Below are 16,863 nucleotides of genomic sequence, written 5' to 3' on the forward strand. Positions count from 1 at the left end.
CGACAGTGGCCTGTCCTTGGAAGCTCCGTTCGACGTGACAGGCCCGACATATGCTTTGGCGAAGCTGTGCGTTGCCAGGACGGTTCAAAGTCTTGGCGCGAGCTAAGTGAGATTGCTGTTACATCGACTTGACCGATATCACTTCCACATACCTGAACTTTTTCCTCGCAGCCTTGGTAGCCTGTTGCTCTGAGTCGCTTGCCTTGGAATACATGACGCGACCAAGGCATTCTTCGACAAAGGTTTGGAACCGAGCTATTCACAGAAGCAGAATTAAAGATATTCATCGCTAAAGGATGAACAGACCCTGGCCCTGCCAGTTTTTTTCGCCTCGTAAAGTTGCTTGTCTGCTGCTTCTATCAACGCCTGGAATTCATGGTTGTCAGTGGGCGTCAATGTTGCAACGCCAAGAGAAAGAGTCACCACACGAGCTACATCGGAAGCAGAATGCTCGATACCCAGCGTGCGGATATGCTCTTGCATTTTTTCTGCAAGTTGGACCGCTCCGCAAAGATCTGTATTGGGTAGGATGCAGGCAAACTCTTCGCCACCATACCGAGCGACTAGGTCGTAGGGGCGTCTAACCGTTTCAGATAACGCTTGGGCAACAGATTTCAAACAGCCATCTCCAGCCTGATGACCATATTGGTCGTTATAGCGTTTGAAAAAGTCAACATCCACCATTATGAGCGACAGTGGCTTTTGATCTCGAAAGCACTGGCGCCAATCCATCAATATGTCCTCATCGAATTTACGTCGATTAGCCACTCCAGTAAGGCCATCCATTAATGCCATGGAACGCAGTAGATCGTTCTGTAGTTTCAGGGTCAGGTGTGTTCGCACACGGGCTCTAACAATGATTGGATTGATGGGTTTGCTGATGAAGTCCACCGCGCCAAGTTCCAGACCTAGAACCTCATCCGACTCCTGCTGATGTGCGGTAATGAATATGATGGGGATGTCCTGGGTCACAGGGTCAGCCTTGAGTCGACGGCATACTTCATGTCCGTCCACGCCCTCCATAACCACGTCCAGAAGAATCAAATCGGGTAGTTGGGTCTGGCATACCGTGATCGCCTGCTCACCGCTGGTGGCCATGAACACATCACAGTCCTCACGAAACAACTCATGGAGTACCCGGATATTAATCGGCTGGTCGTCGACAATGAGGAGTTTTGGACGGTTATGGGGATGTGGTAACCAGGTTTCCATCGAATGTTCCATCAGGCAGATCTCAACAGTTCACGACCAATCGGCAGCGCAGCGGAAAAGTCTAGCAACTGCACCATTACAACAAGTTCGTCGAACTGTGGGCGCAGGGATTGCGGCGTTTTTGACGCCAATGCGTCTGCCAGCTCTATGGCTTGAAGGTTGCCCGCTTCCAGCAACAGCAAAATTTCCTTAAGAGATTCTCGCCATTGCGTGAGCGCCATCAATTCGGAGTCAACACAGACCTCTGCGCTCGGGCTCTGACCAAAGTCGACATTCAGCTGCTCGAGGCTTTGTTGCAGTAACCTGCTCAATTCATCAAACCATGTTACGTCAGCAAAGATGCGCGCTACAGACTCTGCGTCTGCGGATTTCAGTTTCTCCTCCAAGTCGCCGGCCCGCAGCGACAGTGCCTTGGAACCCATGGTGCCGCTGCTGCCTTTAATGGAATGGAGAACGAAAGCGGCCCCCGATGCGTCTTGCTGCTGGATCTGATCGTTTAACCGGACAAGCTGTTTTTCCAGCTCAGGACCAAAGTTTCTCAGCACGTTGCGGATCAACTCGACGTCACCACCAAAACGATCAATGATTGATGCACGAGAATCGTTAACGCCTTCTCGAGTCATTATTTTTCCCAACTCTAAAGATGCTTGGCTGCCAGTGCGGCCCACCTGAAACAGCAGCGTTGCGACAAGTTGTTCCAGATCTATGGGCTTGCCAACATGCTCATTCATCCCCGCAGCAAGACAGGCCTCACGGTCGGTATTGGAGGCATTTGCGGTCATCGCCACGATCGGCAACGATGCAAAACGTGGATTCGATCGAATGCGACGGGTCGCCTCCAAGCCATCAATATCCGGCATCTGGATATCCATCAACACGGCGTCGAAGGCCACCTTCTCAGCCAACACCTTGCTCACACCTTCCAGACCACCTTCAGCCAACGTTACTCGAGCACCTTCTCCTGTCAGTAACTCATCGGCAACCTGCCGATTAAGCATGTTGTCTTCCACCACCAATAGCCGCAGCCCTGCCAGGCGCTGCGGCCTGTCAACAGATGACTTGGACGGGAGTGACTGCGCAAGGCCTTTGCCGCTGAGTGCTCGCTGAACGGCGTCGGCTAACTGCTTGGGCGTGACAGGCTTGGTGAGAAACCCCACGAAGGGAGCGTCTCCCATCTCGCTTGCGTCGGCCAACACTTCTCGGCCGTAGGCGGTAATCATAATGATCATTGGAGGAGGTATGCCGTTGCCCTGCTGATGGATCAATTGCGCAGCGCTCAGCCCATCCATATCGGACATCCGCCAGTCCATCAGTACCACGTCGTAGGCCTCGCCTCTCGCCTGGGCGTTTTTCACCCATTCCACTGCTTGCGTACCACCACTCACGAGGTCGGCCTCCCACCCTAATGCATGAACGGTTCGCAACAGCAACTCACCCGCCATGGCGTTGTCGTCCACTACCAGTATCCGTATGGACACATCGACTCCAGGGGTGTCAGATTCCAGCAGCGAACTCGGCGCAACATCCAGGGTAATATCGAACCAGAAGCGGCTTCCCATGCCCTGCTGGCTCTCCACCTGAAGTTCACCGCCCATCAAGCTGACCAACCGCTTACAGATCACCAAGCCCAGACCGGTGCCGCCAAAGCGGCGGGTGGTTGAAGCCTCGGCCTGAGTGAATCCTTCAAAAATGCGCTGAAGTTGCTCCGGGCTGATACCGATTCCTGTATCAGAAACTGCGATGCGCAATCTCACAGAGTTTTCCGTGCGCATCAGTTGCTCGACGCTGACCACGATCTGGCCTTCCAGAGTGAACTTGAGGGCGTTACCCGCCAGATTGATCAGCACCTGTTGCAGCCGCAGGCTATCGCCTATCAGGTCGTTGGGTAGATTGGAGTCCAGGTCGAACATGACCTCGACTTCTTTCTGACCCTGGTTGCCGGCCAGCACAACGGAGAGGTCACGCATGAGCGATTCGAGTTCGAATGGGTGCACATCGAGTTGCAGCTTGCCGGCCTCAATCTTGGAGTAATCAAGGATGTCATTGAGCAAGCCCAGCAGTGATTTCGCAGCGGATTGTGCTTTGGTCACATAGTCGAGTTGACGACCATTCAGGTCAGTGTTCTGCACTAACTGCAACATGCCCAACACGGCGTTCATCGGCGTGCGTATTTCATGGCTCATGTTGGCCAAGAAGGCAGACTTGGCCGCACTCGCAATATCGGCCTGTTCCTTGGCGTACAGCAGATGTGACTCCAGCTCGCGCTGGGAGGTTATGTCCCGATTAATACCCGTCACACGCAAAGCCGCACCGCTCGGACCACGCTCGACCTGCGCGCCTGCCTGTATGAAACGGATCTGGCCGTCCGGGCGAACGACACGGAAAATGGTGTCGTACACCCCCCTCCCCTCGACTGCGGCACTCAGCTTTTCAGCCGCTGCCACCACATCGTCGGGGTGAACTCGCGAATACCAGTGTTGATAACCCAGACCATTATTGCGCAATGTCAGTGGCTGACCGTAGAACTCGAACATGCGATCATTCCACTGCAAGGCATTGTCCGCCAACGTCCAGGACCAGACGCCCAGTTCGGCTACTTCAGCAGCCATCAGCAACTGATCATGAATCGCCATCAGTTCACTACGTTGTTTCTGTGTCGTCTCCAGACTCGCAGCCAGCTCCTTTTCCGCCGCTTTACGCTCGGTAATGTCCACCGCGATGCCCAAGTAGCCGCTCAATTTCCCGTCGTCGTCACGCATGGAGGTGACCACCAGCGTGACAGGAAACCGCGAGCCGTCCTTACGCATGTAAGTCCACTCCCGGGTTTCTGCACCTTCAAACTCAGGTTTATGGGTAAACACACGGAAACCATCGATTGTCTGAGCGTACTCCTCACTCAGTTCAACGCTACGAGCAGCGACTTCCTCTGGCACATGTATTGATTCAGGTGTGTGCTGTCCCAGCAACTCATCGGCGTGATAGCCCAACAAATGCTCGGCGCCTTTGTTGAACACACGGATAACGCCATCGAGATCCGTCGCAATGATCGAGACCTCAGTGGCCGAGCGCAGCACGCTGCCTAACAATAGATTGAGATGCCGCAACTCGGAAGTTCGCTGCGCAACCTGCTCCTCCAGGTTTGAATTGAGTTCAAGAATTCGGGCTTCTGCTACTTTTTTCGCCGAGATATCCCTCAACGTCTTGGAGACTCCAACGACGCGACCACCCTCTCCATAAATGGGTGAGATGCTGGCGGAGATGTCGATCAGCCGGCCATCTTTGCGGCGGCGCTGGGTATCAAAGCCAGTGATACTCTCCCCGGCCCTTATACGCGCAAGGATATAGGCTTCCTCAGCTACAAACTCCTCAGAAATAACCAGACTGGCCAGCGTCTGGCCCACAGCCTCCTCGGCGGTATAGCCAAAAAGGTGCTCGGCACCTTTGTTCCAGTTGGTGACGATGCCATCGAGAGTTTTTCCAATAATGCCATCGGCCGAGCTTTCGACGATGGCAGCCAGCCTTGCCTGTTCGACGAATATCTGCCGCCGGCGTTGACGGCTGACACTCACGACACCCGCCAGAGTAGCCAGTAGAAGGGTGAGCAAACCACCAAGCAACAGGACAACTGTTGGTGAAACCTGATGCAGACGCTGGATGAACATCGGATGCGCGCCGAGTTCGATTTGCCATCGCCGCCCGTATACCTCGCGCTCCAACTGATGGGTCATCAGCGTTTCACGGCTGGCCAAGTCGTTGGTGCTTTCATAAAACAGCTTCTCCTGCCCAGGGACAGTGATATCCCTCAATCGCAGATGCACCGTCTCGTTTTCTATGCGCAGCCCTCTAAGTACCTGCTCTGTCTGCAACACGACATAGATCCAGCCAAACGCTGCTGTCTCTCGTTCAACAGCGGTCGCCGGAGTCTCTCCACCGCGAAAGATGGGCATCAACACCAGGAAAGACTGCTGCGGTTTCCCTGTGTTCTGTATCAAAGTGATTGGCCCGGTTATCCGTGCCACACCGCTCTTTATCGAGGATTGGGCAGCCTCTCGCCGCGCGGTTTCCGAAGCTATGTCCAAGCCAATTGCAGCCTGGTTACCCTCAACTGGTTCGACATACTGGACAACGTAACGCTCGCCTGAGTGGGGTGAGAGTTGACGAATGGAGAAGTCAGCTTTGCCATCGGCCCGAGCGTGTTCGAGAAACTCGCGTTCATCGCGCTCCGGTACTCGCCTGATAAAGCCTAAAGCACTTGCGCCGGGGAACTCGGCAGCGAGGTCGCGCATTTGGTGATATTGGTCAAAAACTTCGCGGCTGATGCCATGCTCACCCGCTATCAGCACCGCTCCACGAGCGCCACGCAATCCGTATTGGTAAAGATCGAGACGAGTTAAAACCAACTCTGCGGCTTCCTCGGTGGCTGCGGCGATCGCTTCTTGAGCCTGCTGCTCGTTAATACGTTCGAGGATCCAGCCACTCAGAATACTTGCCCCTAACCCCACCACCAGAGTGATAGCTACCCCCCAGCTCAATGCAAAAAACTTATGTGTTCTCACCCGCATTGTCCCATTGCAGAAGACCTTCAAGCCTTCAGTATTAAGTTCGAACCCTGTTGATAGCGTCTATAACTTAGTTCGTATGCATCACGTTAACCATGAACCCCGTGGATAAAGACGCGCATATTTGAGCCAAGGGAACAGGACAGAAATATAGATAAACGACTTATTACGCATTCCTTTGAGCCTCGCAAATCCCTTGTTTAATAAAAAAAAATCCTCGCCCAGCTTTTCGGTGGTGAGATGCCCTGTCTGTGTCCTCGAATGCGCTCAGGCCAGGCCCGCCATTCGTTGAAGTCTTTCGAGGTCCGCTTCAGGCTCACCATTTTTCATGGCGGCCCCAAGGCGCATGACCACTTGTTCGCGGCGTACCTGCATGGGCGGCAACGCATAGATCGCACCTATCAACTCACGCAGTGCCTGAGGGAGTCCCCAGGAGGCTTTTAACTTGATGGCAAAAGGGGCGGCGAAATCCCGCAGGGCATGGGTGAGCACTTCTTCATCCACCCTGTGCCCCTGGCCCTCCCACTTCTGGGTTTGGTAAAGCACACAAAGCTCGCCTATCCGGTGCAGCAACGCAGCACTCTGTAGTGGCGTCGGATCCAGCTTGCATCGTCGAGCCAGGAAAACAACTTGCTCAGCCAGGCCCTCGGCATCATCAAGATAAGACTGCATGCAGGTCATCAGCAGCCCATTGGTTTGGGTATTGGCCTGTCGCAGGGCTTGGCTCAACGCCAGATTCACACTGGTAAGCCCGCCCAATCGTTTAATAGCATCGATCAAACTGGTGCAGGGTTGGCCCACTCCGTGATAAGCCGCGCTGTTGGCTGCCCCAATCAGATGAGCGCACAGCGCCGGATCATGCTGCCAATCCTGAACCAATTCGCGAATATCCAGCTGCTCTCCCCCAAATCCACGCTGGAGATTTTCCTTCACCTGAGCGAGTAACGGCAGGTCTAGTTCATGGGTGGATAATCCGCTGAGATAGTTGATCAGGTTTTCATCATTAACAGCGGGCACTTGCACAAACGTATCGGCAGGAAGGAGCGCTTTAAGGCATTCAACGACACGCGACACTTGAAACGGCTTGGTAAAAAAAGCGCTGATCCCCAGGGATTTGACGGCCAAGACACTTTCTCGATCGGAACGCCCGGTGATCATAATCAGCGGTATTTTCAGATCCTGTGCACGAATCGTTTGCAACAGGCTTACACCGCTGGCATCCGGTAGATTCCAGTCGGCCATGACCATCTGGTAGGTATCCTGCTGCCAGGCATGTAAGGCACTGGCAACGTCGCCAAAGCAATCGACTTGCGCCAGCGGACGGATGCTCAAAACCAGCTGTTTCAGAAGGTCTGCTATCCAGGGGTCATCATCCAGAATCATCACGCGCATTCGGTCACCGCACAGGATTAATGCATCAATTCGAAAGGCTTTGCGGCCCGGGTTTGTTCGACGACGAAGTAGAGGTAGCTGACGTCAGGAAGTGCGGTTGTGAGCGAGGAATCGAGATTGAGTCACGGCGATATCCATTTCAATTGTGGGGGTAAAAAGGTTCACAACCGAATCTATTCCTCACCGGCGAACTATACAAGCAAGCAAACAGCTCGCAGGTAAATAGGCAGGTGGGGGTAATGCATAAATGCTGCGATAGCCCAATTGCTCTGGCGGTTCCGTCCTACTGCTCGCTGAGCCCGGCCCCCAACTTTCGCTAGATTCAAAAAGTGATTCCGTCAAACGCTAGCTGAAGTCCCTCAACCGCAGAAAGCACCGAAATAGCCGGGGTGATCATGCTGCCCGCGACGGACCATCTATATTGGGTCGACTCCAGCACTTCGCGACAGGCAGCAATCGGCCAGAAGCGGTCCTTCACTCAAGAAAACCGTCGTTTGGCTGGCGAATCAAGTCCCTGTACCGTTGCGATCGGCGACGATGCCCACCTAAGCCAATTGGATCAGTCTCAGAGTCCTTTCGTAGCGACTGATGCCGGTCATACCCAACTGAAATTGACCAGCAGACGCGCCGCGACCAGGTAGCTGATCCGCCGATAACGACAGGGTGCATCGGCTATGCAAAGAGCACATAGCTACGTCCTAAGTTTGCATTGGTCCACGGTATTTCCACTCCGGCATGATGCGGGCAAGAGCTGGCAAGCTCTACTCTCCGCCCCCACGTCAAAGGATCCATGCACATGGCTATTTGCCCCGAAATCCAAGCCCTGGCCACCGATATGCGCGTCTGGCGCCAACAGATTCACAGCCAGCCGGAAATCGCCTTCAAGGAACACAAGACCGCCAACTTCGTCGCCGAACATCTGCGCTCCTGGGATATCGAAACTCACACCGGTATTGGCCAGACTGGTGTCATCGGGGTGATCCACGGCAGCCTTGGCCCTGGGCCGAGTATCGCCTTTCGCGCCGACATGGATGCCTTGCCTATCGTCGAAGAAGGGCAGCCCTCTTATCGCTCCCAGCATCATGGGATATTCCACGGCTGTGGCCACGATGGTCATACGGCCATCCTCCTGGGCACGGCCCGTCTCTTGGCCCAGAAGCGGAATTTTAGCGGCACAGTGGTGCTGATATTCCAACCCGCCGAGGAGATTATCCAGGGTAGTCGAGCCATGCTGGAGGATGACTTGCTGCAGCGTTTCCCTTTCGACGAAGTCTATTCCCTGCACAATCACCCTTCCCTGCCGGCGGGCACCATTGGCGTGCGCACCGGCGCCCTGATGGCCTCGGTGGACTTCTTCTCGATCCGCGTCACCGGAGTGGGCAGCCACGGCGGCATGCCGCATTTAAGCGTCGACCCGATCGTTATCGGCTCGAGCCTGGTCACAGCCCTGCAAAGCATCGTGAGCCGCAACGTCGATCCGATAGAAAACGCAGTCATCAGTGTCTGCCGCTTCCAGGCTGGAGAGACCAACAACGTTATCCCTGAATTCGCCCAGCTCAATGGCACCGTGCGCACTCTGTCCATCCCTGTTCGCCAACAGGTCATAGAGCGCATGCGTGAGGTCTGCCAAGGGCTGGCACTGAGTCATCAGTGTCAAATCGACATGACGCTGTCCAACAACACCCCACCGGTGGTCAACAGTCCGGAGCATACCCAGCACGTGATCCGCGCCGCGAACAGTGTGGTCGGGGCCCATAACCTGATCGACAACGTCGCACCGATTATGGCCGGCGATGACGTCGCAGTGTTTCTCCAGGAGCGTCCCGGTTGTCATTTCCTGCTGGGACAGGACGGCCCCATGTGTCACCACCCACACTATGACTTCAACGATGAGGTGGCGAGCATCGGTGTCGCCATGTTCGAGCAATTAGTACGCTTGCGCCTTGGCGCCTGACGTAACAACAACAATAACAACAACAAAGTCCGGAGCCAGGCATGAAACCCAAAACCCTGCCAGTGTGTTTTTCATTGCTGTTCCTGCTGCTGCTTTCGAACCCAGCCAGTGCGTCTATTGGCGGCAGCTATGCCGCCAACTGGCACACCCTGGTACCGTTTTTCCTGCTGATCACCCTGACCCTCGGCATCACCCGTTGGGCCAGCCGCCGCAACCACAGCACCGCGGACTTCTACACCGCCGGCGGCGGCATCACCCCCTTGCAAAACGGCTTTGCCTTGGCTGGCGACTATATGTCGGCGTCGACCTTTCTCGGCGCCGTGGCCATGCAGGCCCTGTACGGCTATGACAGCCTGATCTATGGGGTCGGCACCCTGGTCGGCTGGCCGATCCTGCTATTTCTGGTGGCCGAACCCTTGCGCAATCTTGGCCATCACACCCTGTCGGATGTGGTTTCGTTCCGCCTGCAAAAGCGCCCGGTACACCTACTGACCGCCGCCAACTCCCTGGTCATTGTGCTGTTCTACCTGGTGGTACAGATGGTCGGCGCCGGCAAGCTGATCCAACTGCTGTTTGGTACGCCCTACCTGTTCTCGGTGGGCATAGTCGGCATTCTGGTACTGTTTTATGTGCTTTTCGGCGGCATGTTGGCCACTACCTGGGTGCAAATCACAAAGGCCGTGCTGATTCTTGCGATCGGCAGTTTCCTCTGTTTCATGGTGCTGAAAAGTGTGGGTTTCAGTAGCAACCAACTGCTCGACAGAGTGATCCAGGCCTATCCTAAGGGCTTGGACGTATTAGCCCCCAGCAAACTGATCGCCAACCCGGTGGATGCTATTTCTCTGGGAGTCGCGCTGATCTTCGGTATGGTCGGCCTGCCGCATATCCTGATCCGTTTTTTCACTGTAAAGAACGGCGCCGCCGCCCGCCAGTCGGCCTTTTACGCCACCTGCATCATTGCTTACTTCTACACCCTGGTGGTGGTGATCGGCGCGGGGGCAGCGATCTTCGTCATAGGTAACCCCGAGTTCCTCGACGCCGGCAGCCAGGGCCTGATCGGTGGCAACAACATGGCCGCTATGCACCTGGGTACCTTCTTCGGTGGCGAGCTGTTTCTGGGGATGATGTCCGCCGTAGCCTTCGCCACCATCCTCGCGGTCGTCGCCGGCCTGACCATCTCCGGTGCGTCGGCGGTCGGCCACGATATCTATACCCACCTGTTCCGCCAGAAAGAAAACGATCCCAAGCGGGAACTGAAAGTTTTCCGCAGAGCCTGCGTCACGCTGATCGTCGTTGCCCTACTGCTCTCGCAACTGGTGCAGAACCTGAACATCAGCTTCCTCGCCGGCCTGGTGTTCGCGATTGCCGCAAGCACCAACTTTCCGATGCTGATCCTGTCGATCTACTGGCGCGGCCTGACTACCCGAGGAGTGATCGCCGCCTGCCTGTGCGGTCTTATCTCCTCGGTGGGCCTGCTGATACTGGGGCCGACGATCTGGGTGGGTGTGCTGGGGCACGATACGGCGATCTTCCCTTATTCCAACCCCGCGCTGTTCTCCATGAGCCTGGCCTTTATAGCCGCCTGGGTCGCCTCGGTCACCGACCGCAGCCCATTGGCCCAAGCCGAGCGCGCCAGGTTCGATGCCCAGCACTACCGTTCGCTGACCGGCATCAACGCCAGCAACGCCGTGGCTCACTGACCCCTAAACTGCAAACGAGGTACCTACCATGTCGACCCCGTTCATTGCCCCCAAAAGCGACACGTCTCTGGCCCGCCTGAAAAAGATCCGCCTCAGGTTAATCCTGGGGCTGACCGTACTGACCCTGGGCACCTACTTTGGCTTTATCCTGCTGGTGGCCTTTGTTCCCCACTGGCTGACCCTGCCGCTGTCGACAGAGTCGCGGCTGACCACCGGCATCGTTGCGGGAATTGGCCTGTACTGGTTCTGTGTCGCTGTCACCGGCTTCTACACCTGGTACGCCAACCGCCGCATCGATCCGCTGTTGCGTGAAATGCAGTACTCGGCCGACGCACAAGACAGCCGACCCCAGGTTGGTCAACCGTCAGCTGCGGGCGCCACGACCAGCAGTTTGGCGTAACTTGCGAACACTTTATGGGCCAACGTCTTGGCCCCCTTCACCGAGGGGGCCAAAGTGCGTCCTGCAAGGCTGACCGAACCGAAACGCGCGCTACGTTGCAATGGCGGACTCAAAGCGACTTCCTGTAACTGACCGCTGTCCAATGCCTGCCAAAAAGCCGGACGGCTGCCAAAGATCACCGCGTTCCCGGCCAGAGCCAAAGCCTCCAGGTCTGCGAGCACATCAGTCTGGAAATGAATGGCCGTCTCGATAGATCCCTCAAAATACACATCCAGGTCAGCCATGGCCCATGCTGACAACTTGATGCAGCCCAAGGGGTAATCCAACAACTCGGCCGGGGTGACCAGGCTTCTTTGCGCCAGTGGATGGTTGGCGGCGCAAAAGAAACCGCTGCGCCAATTGGGTAGCAAATCAACCTGCAAATCCTGGCGATAGGACAGCAGCGCCACATCGCCGAAAAAAATGTCGATTTTCTCCTCCAGCAGCAACCTCAATAACTCTTCATAGGTGCCTCCCTTGACGGTTAGCCGCACCTGCGGCGCATTCAGGGCAAAGTGCTCCAGCATTGGCGTCTTGAGCAAGGCAGCGGCCGTCGGCCCGAAACCCAGGGCAATCTCGCCATATTCACCGCGCCGCACCAACTCGATGTCCCGACGCAACTCATTGAGCTCGGCCAGCACCTTGCGCGCCCGCTCGGTAAATACCTCGCCGTAGGGTGTCAGCTCAACTCCAGTGGGCCCGCGATCGAACAACTGAACCCCAAGTTCGGCCTCAATCGACTGAATGCTCCGAGACAGGGCCGGCTGACTCAGGTTGACCTCGATACTGGCTCGGGTGAATGTCAGGTGCTCTACCAGCCCAAGAACGTGACGCAGTTTCCTAGTATCCATTTTTCTCTTTCTTGGCAGTCGGATCTACTAAACAGAGCCAAGGACGATCCTACAAAAGCCCACTCGCGTCCATATCGATCTGGCATCGCGGCTGAGGTGAACTTTGGGGACGCTTCTCTGTAAGGTTTGGCCGCACTGCCGCTGCTGAGCGTATTGTTGATTGACCCGTTGCTCGTCATACAAGCATTTCCTCCGGTTCATCACAGCTTTGGCTACTGCCTAGACAAAATCCCTACTACTAACTCGCATTGACCTACACAACGGGTTTCAAGTTTCTGCTTTTGGTCGATTTCGGCCTTTAGTCAACGGCAGCTTGGGGGGCCGGGAGCGGCCTCTCACGGCAAACCGCTTTCGGAGAAAAATAGTCTTTTCTGTCCCCGTTGCTCTCCCTTTTCCGAGTCATGAAGTCATTCCGCGGCGAGTGGGGGCACCAACGAATCGTGTCGGGTACACCTTTGCTTCAACATTTCATTGCCGGGGCAAGTTCTCCATCCTGAAGGCCAACCCAGAATACCGAGCCATTTTCAATGCCCCCCGGCGTGGGGGGGCGTCAAGGGTGTCGAACTCACTATTTTTGAGCGGTGCAGTAAGCGGTGTCATCTACCGCTTTGCCTGTATTGAGGACTTGAATATTCAAGTGCAGCGCAGAGTGACGGCAGTTGGAGCCCCAACAGTTTCGAGATGTACTCGCCCCGAAATGCCCAGCAAGGTCAATGCGGCCTTTAACAGGTAGTTCGTGAGTTTCGCGGCGTCGGCGAACTGTAGTGCATTACTCCGGCTGTCTCGCATACCCAACAATATCAAGAGAATAAAAAATGGCTAAGTATCCCGTCGTTGTCTATGGCGCCAGTGGTTACACCGGCATGCTGATTATGGATTGGCTGATCGATCAGAACATTGCGTTTACCGCTGTGGCGCGCGATGCCGGGCGTACCCGTGAAATGATGGCGCAGCGTGTGGTGCGACTAGAGTCTGCCACCTACGAAATCATCGAAGTCGACCATACGGTCGAGTCGCTGACCCAGGCATTCCGGGGTGCCAAGGTCGTTTGCAATACTGTAGGACCGTTCGCCAAATTCGGTCTCACCACGGTCGAAGCCGCGCTTAATGCCGGCTGCCATTACCTGGACACCACCGGCGAGCAATCCTACGTGCGAAGTGTTCGCGACCAGTTTGGCGAGCGCTTCGCCCAGGCCGGCCTCCTCGTCTCGCCTTCACTGGCGTACATGAATACCTTCTCGGAAATCGCCGCCGAACTGGCGCTCGAACACCCCGGCATCGACTCGCTGGAAACCTCGGCGTTGTGCCGTGGCCAACGCGGTGTCGGCGCTGGTGTAACGGTCGGTTCCACTGCTTCGATCTTCGAGATGTACCGCGCCGAGCATTGCTACCTGTGGGACAAAAAACTGGTGGCACACCCGGTCGATGCTTCGTTCTTGATCCCTTCGCCCCACTTCATGCAACCCGTGTTCGCCTTGCCATGGGGTGGTACCTCGTTGCCGATCTATTTCGAGAATGATCCGCGCGTACGCTCCTGCGTTTCCTGCGTCGGTTTCTACGACAACGACGCGATGAAGATGGTGCATTCGCTGCATAAGAAGTGGGAAGCCGAATACAAGCATCTTCCGGCTGATGCTCAGGATGAGGTACTCAAGGACATCGTTCAGGCGACGACCCCGGCGATGCCGCCACGCGAACGCACGACCCTCATGCGTACGGTCGATACCGCGATCGGCCGCGGGCAGCTCTCTGCCGTGCGTGCCGAAGTTCTCGGTACCACGGCCTATATTGCAACCGGTGCGTTGCAGGTGGCGGGCGTGATAAAACTGCTCGACGGTGACACCGCCAAAGTGGGTTTCGCGTCCGGCTCCAAGGCATTCGGTCACCGCTACCTGCTGGGCTTCTGCGAAGAGCGCGGTTTGGCTCGCGCTGTTGTCACCAAGCTCTGATCAGCAACACAGCGGCACGTCGCGCCAGTCCGCTGGCGCGATCCCGGCAAGTGAAATTCAGGTCTGAATCAGACAACCCGGACGCGTCTTTCTCAACCAGACGCCTCGAGAATACCCAGCATGTAGGCGCGGTCCACCACATGCTTGCGGGTGCCGGCATGAAATTTCCCGTACAGGTTTTTCAGATGCCACTTCACGGTTTCATCACCGACGTCCAGAGCCAGGGCTATCTGTTTATTCGTCAGGTTGCGCGCCAGCAACTGCAGCACTTCCCGCTCCTTGGGCGTCAGCAGTCGGCTGGGTGAAACGCCTGTTCCAACGGGCTCCTGGCGTCGAACCGGAACCGACGGGCCGGGGCCGGGTTCCTGCGCCAGCAACCGAACATCCTTGTTGCGGACCTTCTGCGCCCACGTGTCGAGATCGGGATGGGTGTCCTGGAGGATACGCTGCAGGCCGTAGGTGTCGGCCAAGCTGATCGCTTCGAGCAAACAAGGCAGCCCTTCCCCGCCTGAATCTTTGAGCGCCAATGCCTTTAGCAATTTGACCTGAACGATTTCGCGACCACGCTGCAGACGCTCGGCAAGCTCGTTTGCCACGGCGAGCACGCTCAGCATCGCCTGCCAGTCGCGCTGAACGAGATAAACGTAGGCATTACTCACCCCGGCCAACAGGGCCAGTTCCTGCCCCAGCAGACCGCGCTGCTGGCGAGCGACGTCTGGCACCAGCTCATCCAGCCGTCTCCAGAGTGCCTGGCAAGAATCGCCTCGGCCATGCAGCGCATGCAGGCGAATTTGCTCACCCAGGGCCACCATGCAGAAACGCGCGATGCCCCGCTCTTCCCCGAGCGCGAACAAGGCCGTCAGCAAGTCATGGCTGCGATGTGGCTGACCCTGCAATACGGCCAAACGTGCCGCCGTGAGAAAACCCATTGCAATTGCATCCGGCGACGCCAACCGCTCGACGACATCCAATCGATTGGCGAGGACCGTCGTGGCCTCCTGGATCTCACCGCGCTCCAGAAGCACCGTGGCCAGTCCACAGGCCAGCATCACCGCCACCGAACTGCGCCGGCCGATATCCTGTTCTGCGCGCAGCAAGCTCTTGCGAAAAGCAGCCTCGGCCGGTGGCATCCGTCCTTCGTACAAGTAGGTCATGCCCACGACCCACTCACCATAGCCGCGGATGCCATCGAGCCCCGGGGTCCACGTGTAGTGCGGCGCACGTTGAAAGATGCGCCGGGCTTTTTCCGGTTGTCCCTGGAACAACGTTATGCGAGCAACCAGGTTGGCGACAATGGCTTGCAGCTTGATCGAACCGGACGACAATTTGTCCATCCAAGGGGCGAGCAGTGCCATTGACTCATCTGGCTGGTCGGCAAAGTAAGCCGCAGCGGCTGCTATTGCCGCCGCTTCGCAGCGCGTTTCGTCATCCGCGGCCGGGTCCTGTTCAATACAGGCGATCAACCGCGCCGCCTCGACATGTCGCTCGCTCATCGCCAGAGCCCAGCCCGCCGCCAGGCATAAGCGCGGACGGGACTCCACTTCCTCGGCAGGCAACTCTTCTACCCATTCCAGCACCCGGCTGAACTGGCCGCGCAGCATGACCTCGTAAAGGCATTGTTCGATCATCAGGTAGCCCTTGCTGGTCTGTCCGGCCAGCAAGTATTGCCGCGCCGCCTCCTCGAAAAAGGCATTCGCCTCCAGCCAGTTCGCGGCCCGCTCATGGAGGGCCTTTCGTTGCGCCTGCGGGTAGTCGCGAAAACGACCCTGCAAAAACTCTCGGGCCAAGGGATGGAAGCGAACCCAGTCGCTGTCGACCCCTTCGGCGAAGATTGGCGTCGAAGCGCATAACTCATGCAGCATCTCCCCTGCCCGTTCACTGCCGGTCAGCGCGGTACAAAGCGAAGGGTGAATGACTTCCAGCAGGGAGAGGCAGGTAATGAAATCGACTTGTTCTGCCGACAGGCGGGTGACCAGTCTATCGACGAAATAACCCTGGATATCACCGGAACAGGCCGAGAGATCCTCGACGGCGGTTTCTAGATGGGCACTCTTCTCGATCGCCGAAATCGCCAGTTGCAACCCAAGTGGCCAACCTTCAGTGATTTCATGCAGGCGCAGGCACAGATCAGCGTCGATGAGTGCGCCGAAACGGTTGCTGAGCAGCGCGACGGTTTCGTCGACACGGAATCGCAAGGCATCCACTGCGACCCGGACATAGAGCCCTCGGGCCACAAGGTCAGCGGTGTTAAGGTTCAAGCGACGACGCGAAGACATGATGATGCGCAGGTTGGCCGGGGCGTTGTGTAGCAGGTAAGTCAGACAATGGCGGGCAGTGGACTCCGGCAATGCGTCCGCCTCATCGAGGATCATCACGGTCTCGCCGCCAAGGTCGGCCACTTCCGCCAGCCAGTGGGTCAGCCCTTCCAGCTCGTCGCGACCATGGCCGGAGGATCCATCACTGGTACTTGCAAAGGACTGCCGGCCGCTGCCCAAGGCCATGGCTGCCGATAGCCCAAGGGCAAGACGGCTGCCATCGTCACGTGCATCCAGGGTCAGCCAGGCAACCACTGCCCCGCGCGACAAAAACTCCCGTCGCCATTGCGCCAACAGCATCGTCTTGCCGAAGCCGGCCGGCCCCTGCACGCTGATCGCCACCTTGTCCGCCAGTTCGGGGGCATCAATGCTCAGTCGATCGCGCAGCTGCGCGCCCCTCTGGCTGCGCGGAGGGGTTGTCTTGAGCACCAGTTCAGGCTCTATGCGATCCACGTTGGCGATGCCTCTCTACAATCCGTTTACGGTGTGAAA

General features: G+C 56.9%; 9 protein-coding genes and 1 pseudogene. 4 read left to right on the plus strand and 6 right to left on the minus strand.

Translation table 11 applies throughout. The annotated features are described in order from the left end of the window. Nucleotides 1-273: 273 nt before the first annotated feature. The 4 genes and pseudogenes from ACA079_RS16200 to ACA079_RS16215 form a co-directional block, all read right to left on the minus strand. On the minus strand, nucleotides 274-1,224 hold the full coding sequence (locus ACA079_RS16200; RefSeq protein WP_497700030.1) for a diguanylate cyclase: 951 nt from the start codon (nucleotides 1,222-1,224) through the stop codon (nucleotides 274-276). Then, nucleotides 1,224-5,774: a PAS domain S-box protein gene (locus ACA079_RS16205; RefSeq protein ID WP_497700031.1), complete on the minus strand. Its 4,551-nt coding sequence runs from the start codon at nucleotides 5,772-5,774 to the stop codon at nucleotides 1,224-1,226. The genes ACA079_RS16200 and ACA079_RS16205 overlap by 1 nt, the downstream gene beginning before the upstream one ends. A gap of 264 nt (nucleotides 5,775-6,038) precedes the next feature. Continuing rightward, the gene (locus ACA079_RS16210; RefSeq protein WP_497700032.1) at nucleotides 6,039-7,163 is read right to left on the minus strand and encodes an HDOD domain-containing protein; all 1,125 of its coding nucleotides are present in this window, start codon (nucleotides 7,161-7,163) and stop codon (nucleotides 6,039-6,041) included. Nucleotides 7,164-7,494: 331 nt separating this feature from the next. Next, nucleotides 7,495-7,563: pseudogene (locus tag ACA079_RS16215) on the minus strand (hypothetical protein); the annotation flags it as partial. A 396-nt stretch (nucleotides 7,564-7,959) separates the two neighbouring features. Here ACA079_RS16215 and ACA079_RS16220 point away from each other — a divergent pair. Genes ACA079_RS16220 through ACA079_RS16230 form a run of 3 tightly spaced genes read left to right on the plus strand, consistent with a single transcriptional unit; the run spans nucleotide 7,960 to nucleotide 11,217 of the window. Beyond that, entirely contained in the window at nucleotides 7,960-9,117 is a 1,158-nt protein-coding gene (locus tag ACA079_RS16220; protein ID WP_497700033.1) for a M20 aminoacylase family protein, read from the plus strand. Nucleotides 9,118-9,158: 41 nt separating this feature from the next. Next, nucleotides 9,159-10,817 carry a sodium:solute symporter family transporter gene (locus ACA079_RS16225; RefSeq protein WP_497700034.1) on the plus strand — a complete coding sequence of 553 codons (1,659 nt, stop codon included), beginning with the start codon at nucleotides 9,159-9,161 and terminating at the stop codon, nucleotides 10,815-10,817. Between the two features lie 28 nt (nucleotides 10,818-10,845). Continuing rightward, nucleotides 10,846-11,217: a DUF485 domain-containing protein gene (locus ACA079_RS16230; RefSeq protein ID WP_497700035.1), complete on the plus strand. Its 372-nt coding sequence runs from the start codon at nucleotides 10,846-10,848 to the stop codon at nucleotides 11,215-11,217. Here the strand turns inward: ACA079_RS16230 and ACA079_RS16235 are convergent. Then, the gene (locus tag ACA079_RS16235) at nucleotides 11,175-12,107 is read right to left on the minus strand and encodes a LysR family transcriptional regulator (RefSeq protein WP_497700036.1); all 933 of its coding nucleotides are present in this window, start codon (nucleotides 12,105-12,107) and stop codon (nucleotides 11,175-11,177) included. The two genes, ACA079_RS16230 and ACA079_RS16235, sit on opposite strands and share 43 nt — an antisense overlap. Before the next feature lie 815 nt (nucleotides 12,108-12,922). Here ACA079_RS16235 and ACA079_RS16240 point away from each other — a divergent pair. Then, nucleotides 12,923-14,056: a saccharopine dehydrogenase family protein gene (locus ACA079_RS16240; RefSeq protein ID WP_497700037.1), complete on the plus strand. Its 1,134-nt coding sequence runs from the start codon at nucleotides 12,923-12,925 to the stop codon at nucleotides 14,054-14,056. Nucleotides 14,057-14,148: 92 nt separating this feature from the next. Here the strand turns inward: ACA079_RS16240 and ACA079_RS16245 are convergent, their stop codons facing one another. Next, nucleotides 14,149-16,824 carry a winged helix-turn-helix domain-containing protein gene (locus tag ACA079_RS16245; protein ID WP_497700038.1) on the minus strand — a complete coding sequence of 892 codons (2,676 nt, stop codon included), beginning with the start codon at nucleotides 16,822-16,824 and terminating at the stop codon, nucleotides 14,149-14,151. Between the last annotated feature and the right edge of the window lie 39 nt (nucleotides 16,825-16,863).

Source organism: Pseudomonas sp. LBUM1645 (assembly GCF_059716185.1).

Excerpts from the sequence above, each read along its gene's own strand:
- ACA079_RS16200 (WP_497700030.1), bottom strand. The coding sequence starts at position 1,224 with ATGGAACATTCGATGGAAACCTGGTTACCACATCCCCATAACCGTCCA.
- ACA079_RS16205 (WP_497700031.1), bottom strand. The coding sequence starts at position 5,774 with ATGCGGGTGAGAACACATAAGTTTTTTGCATTGAGCTGGGGGGTAGCT.
- ACA079_RS16210 (WP_497700032.1), bottom strand. The coding sequence starts at position 7,163 with ATGCGCGTGATGATTCTGGATGATGACCCCTGGATAGCAGACCTTCTG.
- ACA079_RS16220 (WP_497700033.1), top strand. The coding sequence starts at position 7,960 with ATGGCTATTTGCCCCGAAATCCAAGCCCTGGCCACCGATATGCGCGTC.
- ACA079_RS16225 (WP_497700034.1), top strand. The coding sequence starts at position 9,159 with ATGAAACCCAAAACCCTGCCAGTGTGTTTTTCATTGCTGTTCCTGCTG.
- ACA079_RS16230 (WP_497700035.1), top strand. The coding sequence starts at position 10,846 with ATGTCGACCCCGTTCATTGCCCCCAAAAGCGACACGTCTCTGGCCCGC.
- ACA079_RS16235 (WP_497700036.1), bottom strand. The coding sequence starts at position 12,107 with ATGGATACTAGGAAACTGCGTCACGTTCTTGGGCTGGTAGAGCACCTG.
- ACA079_RS16240 (WP_497700037.1), top strand. The coding sequence starts at position 12,923 with ATGGCTAAGTATCCCGTCGTTGTCTATGGCGCCAGTGGTTACACCGGC.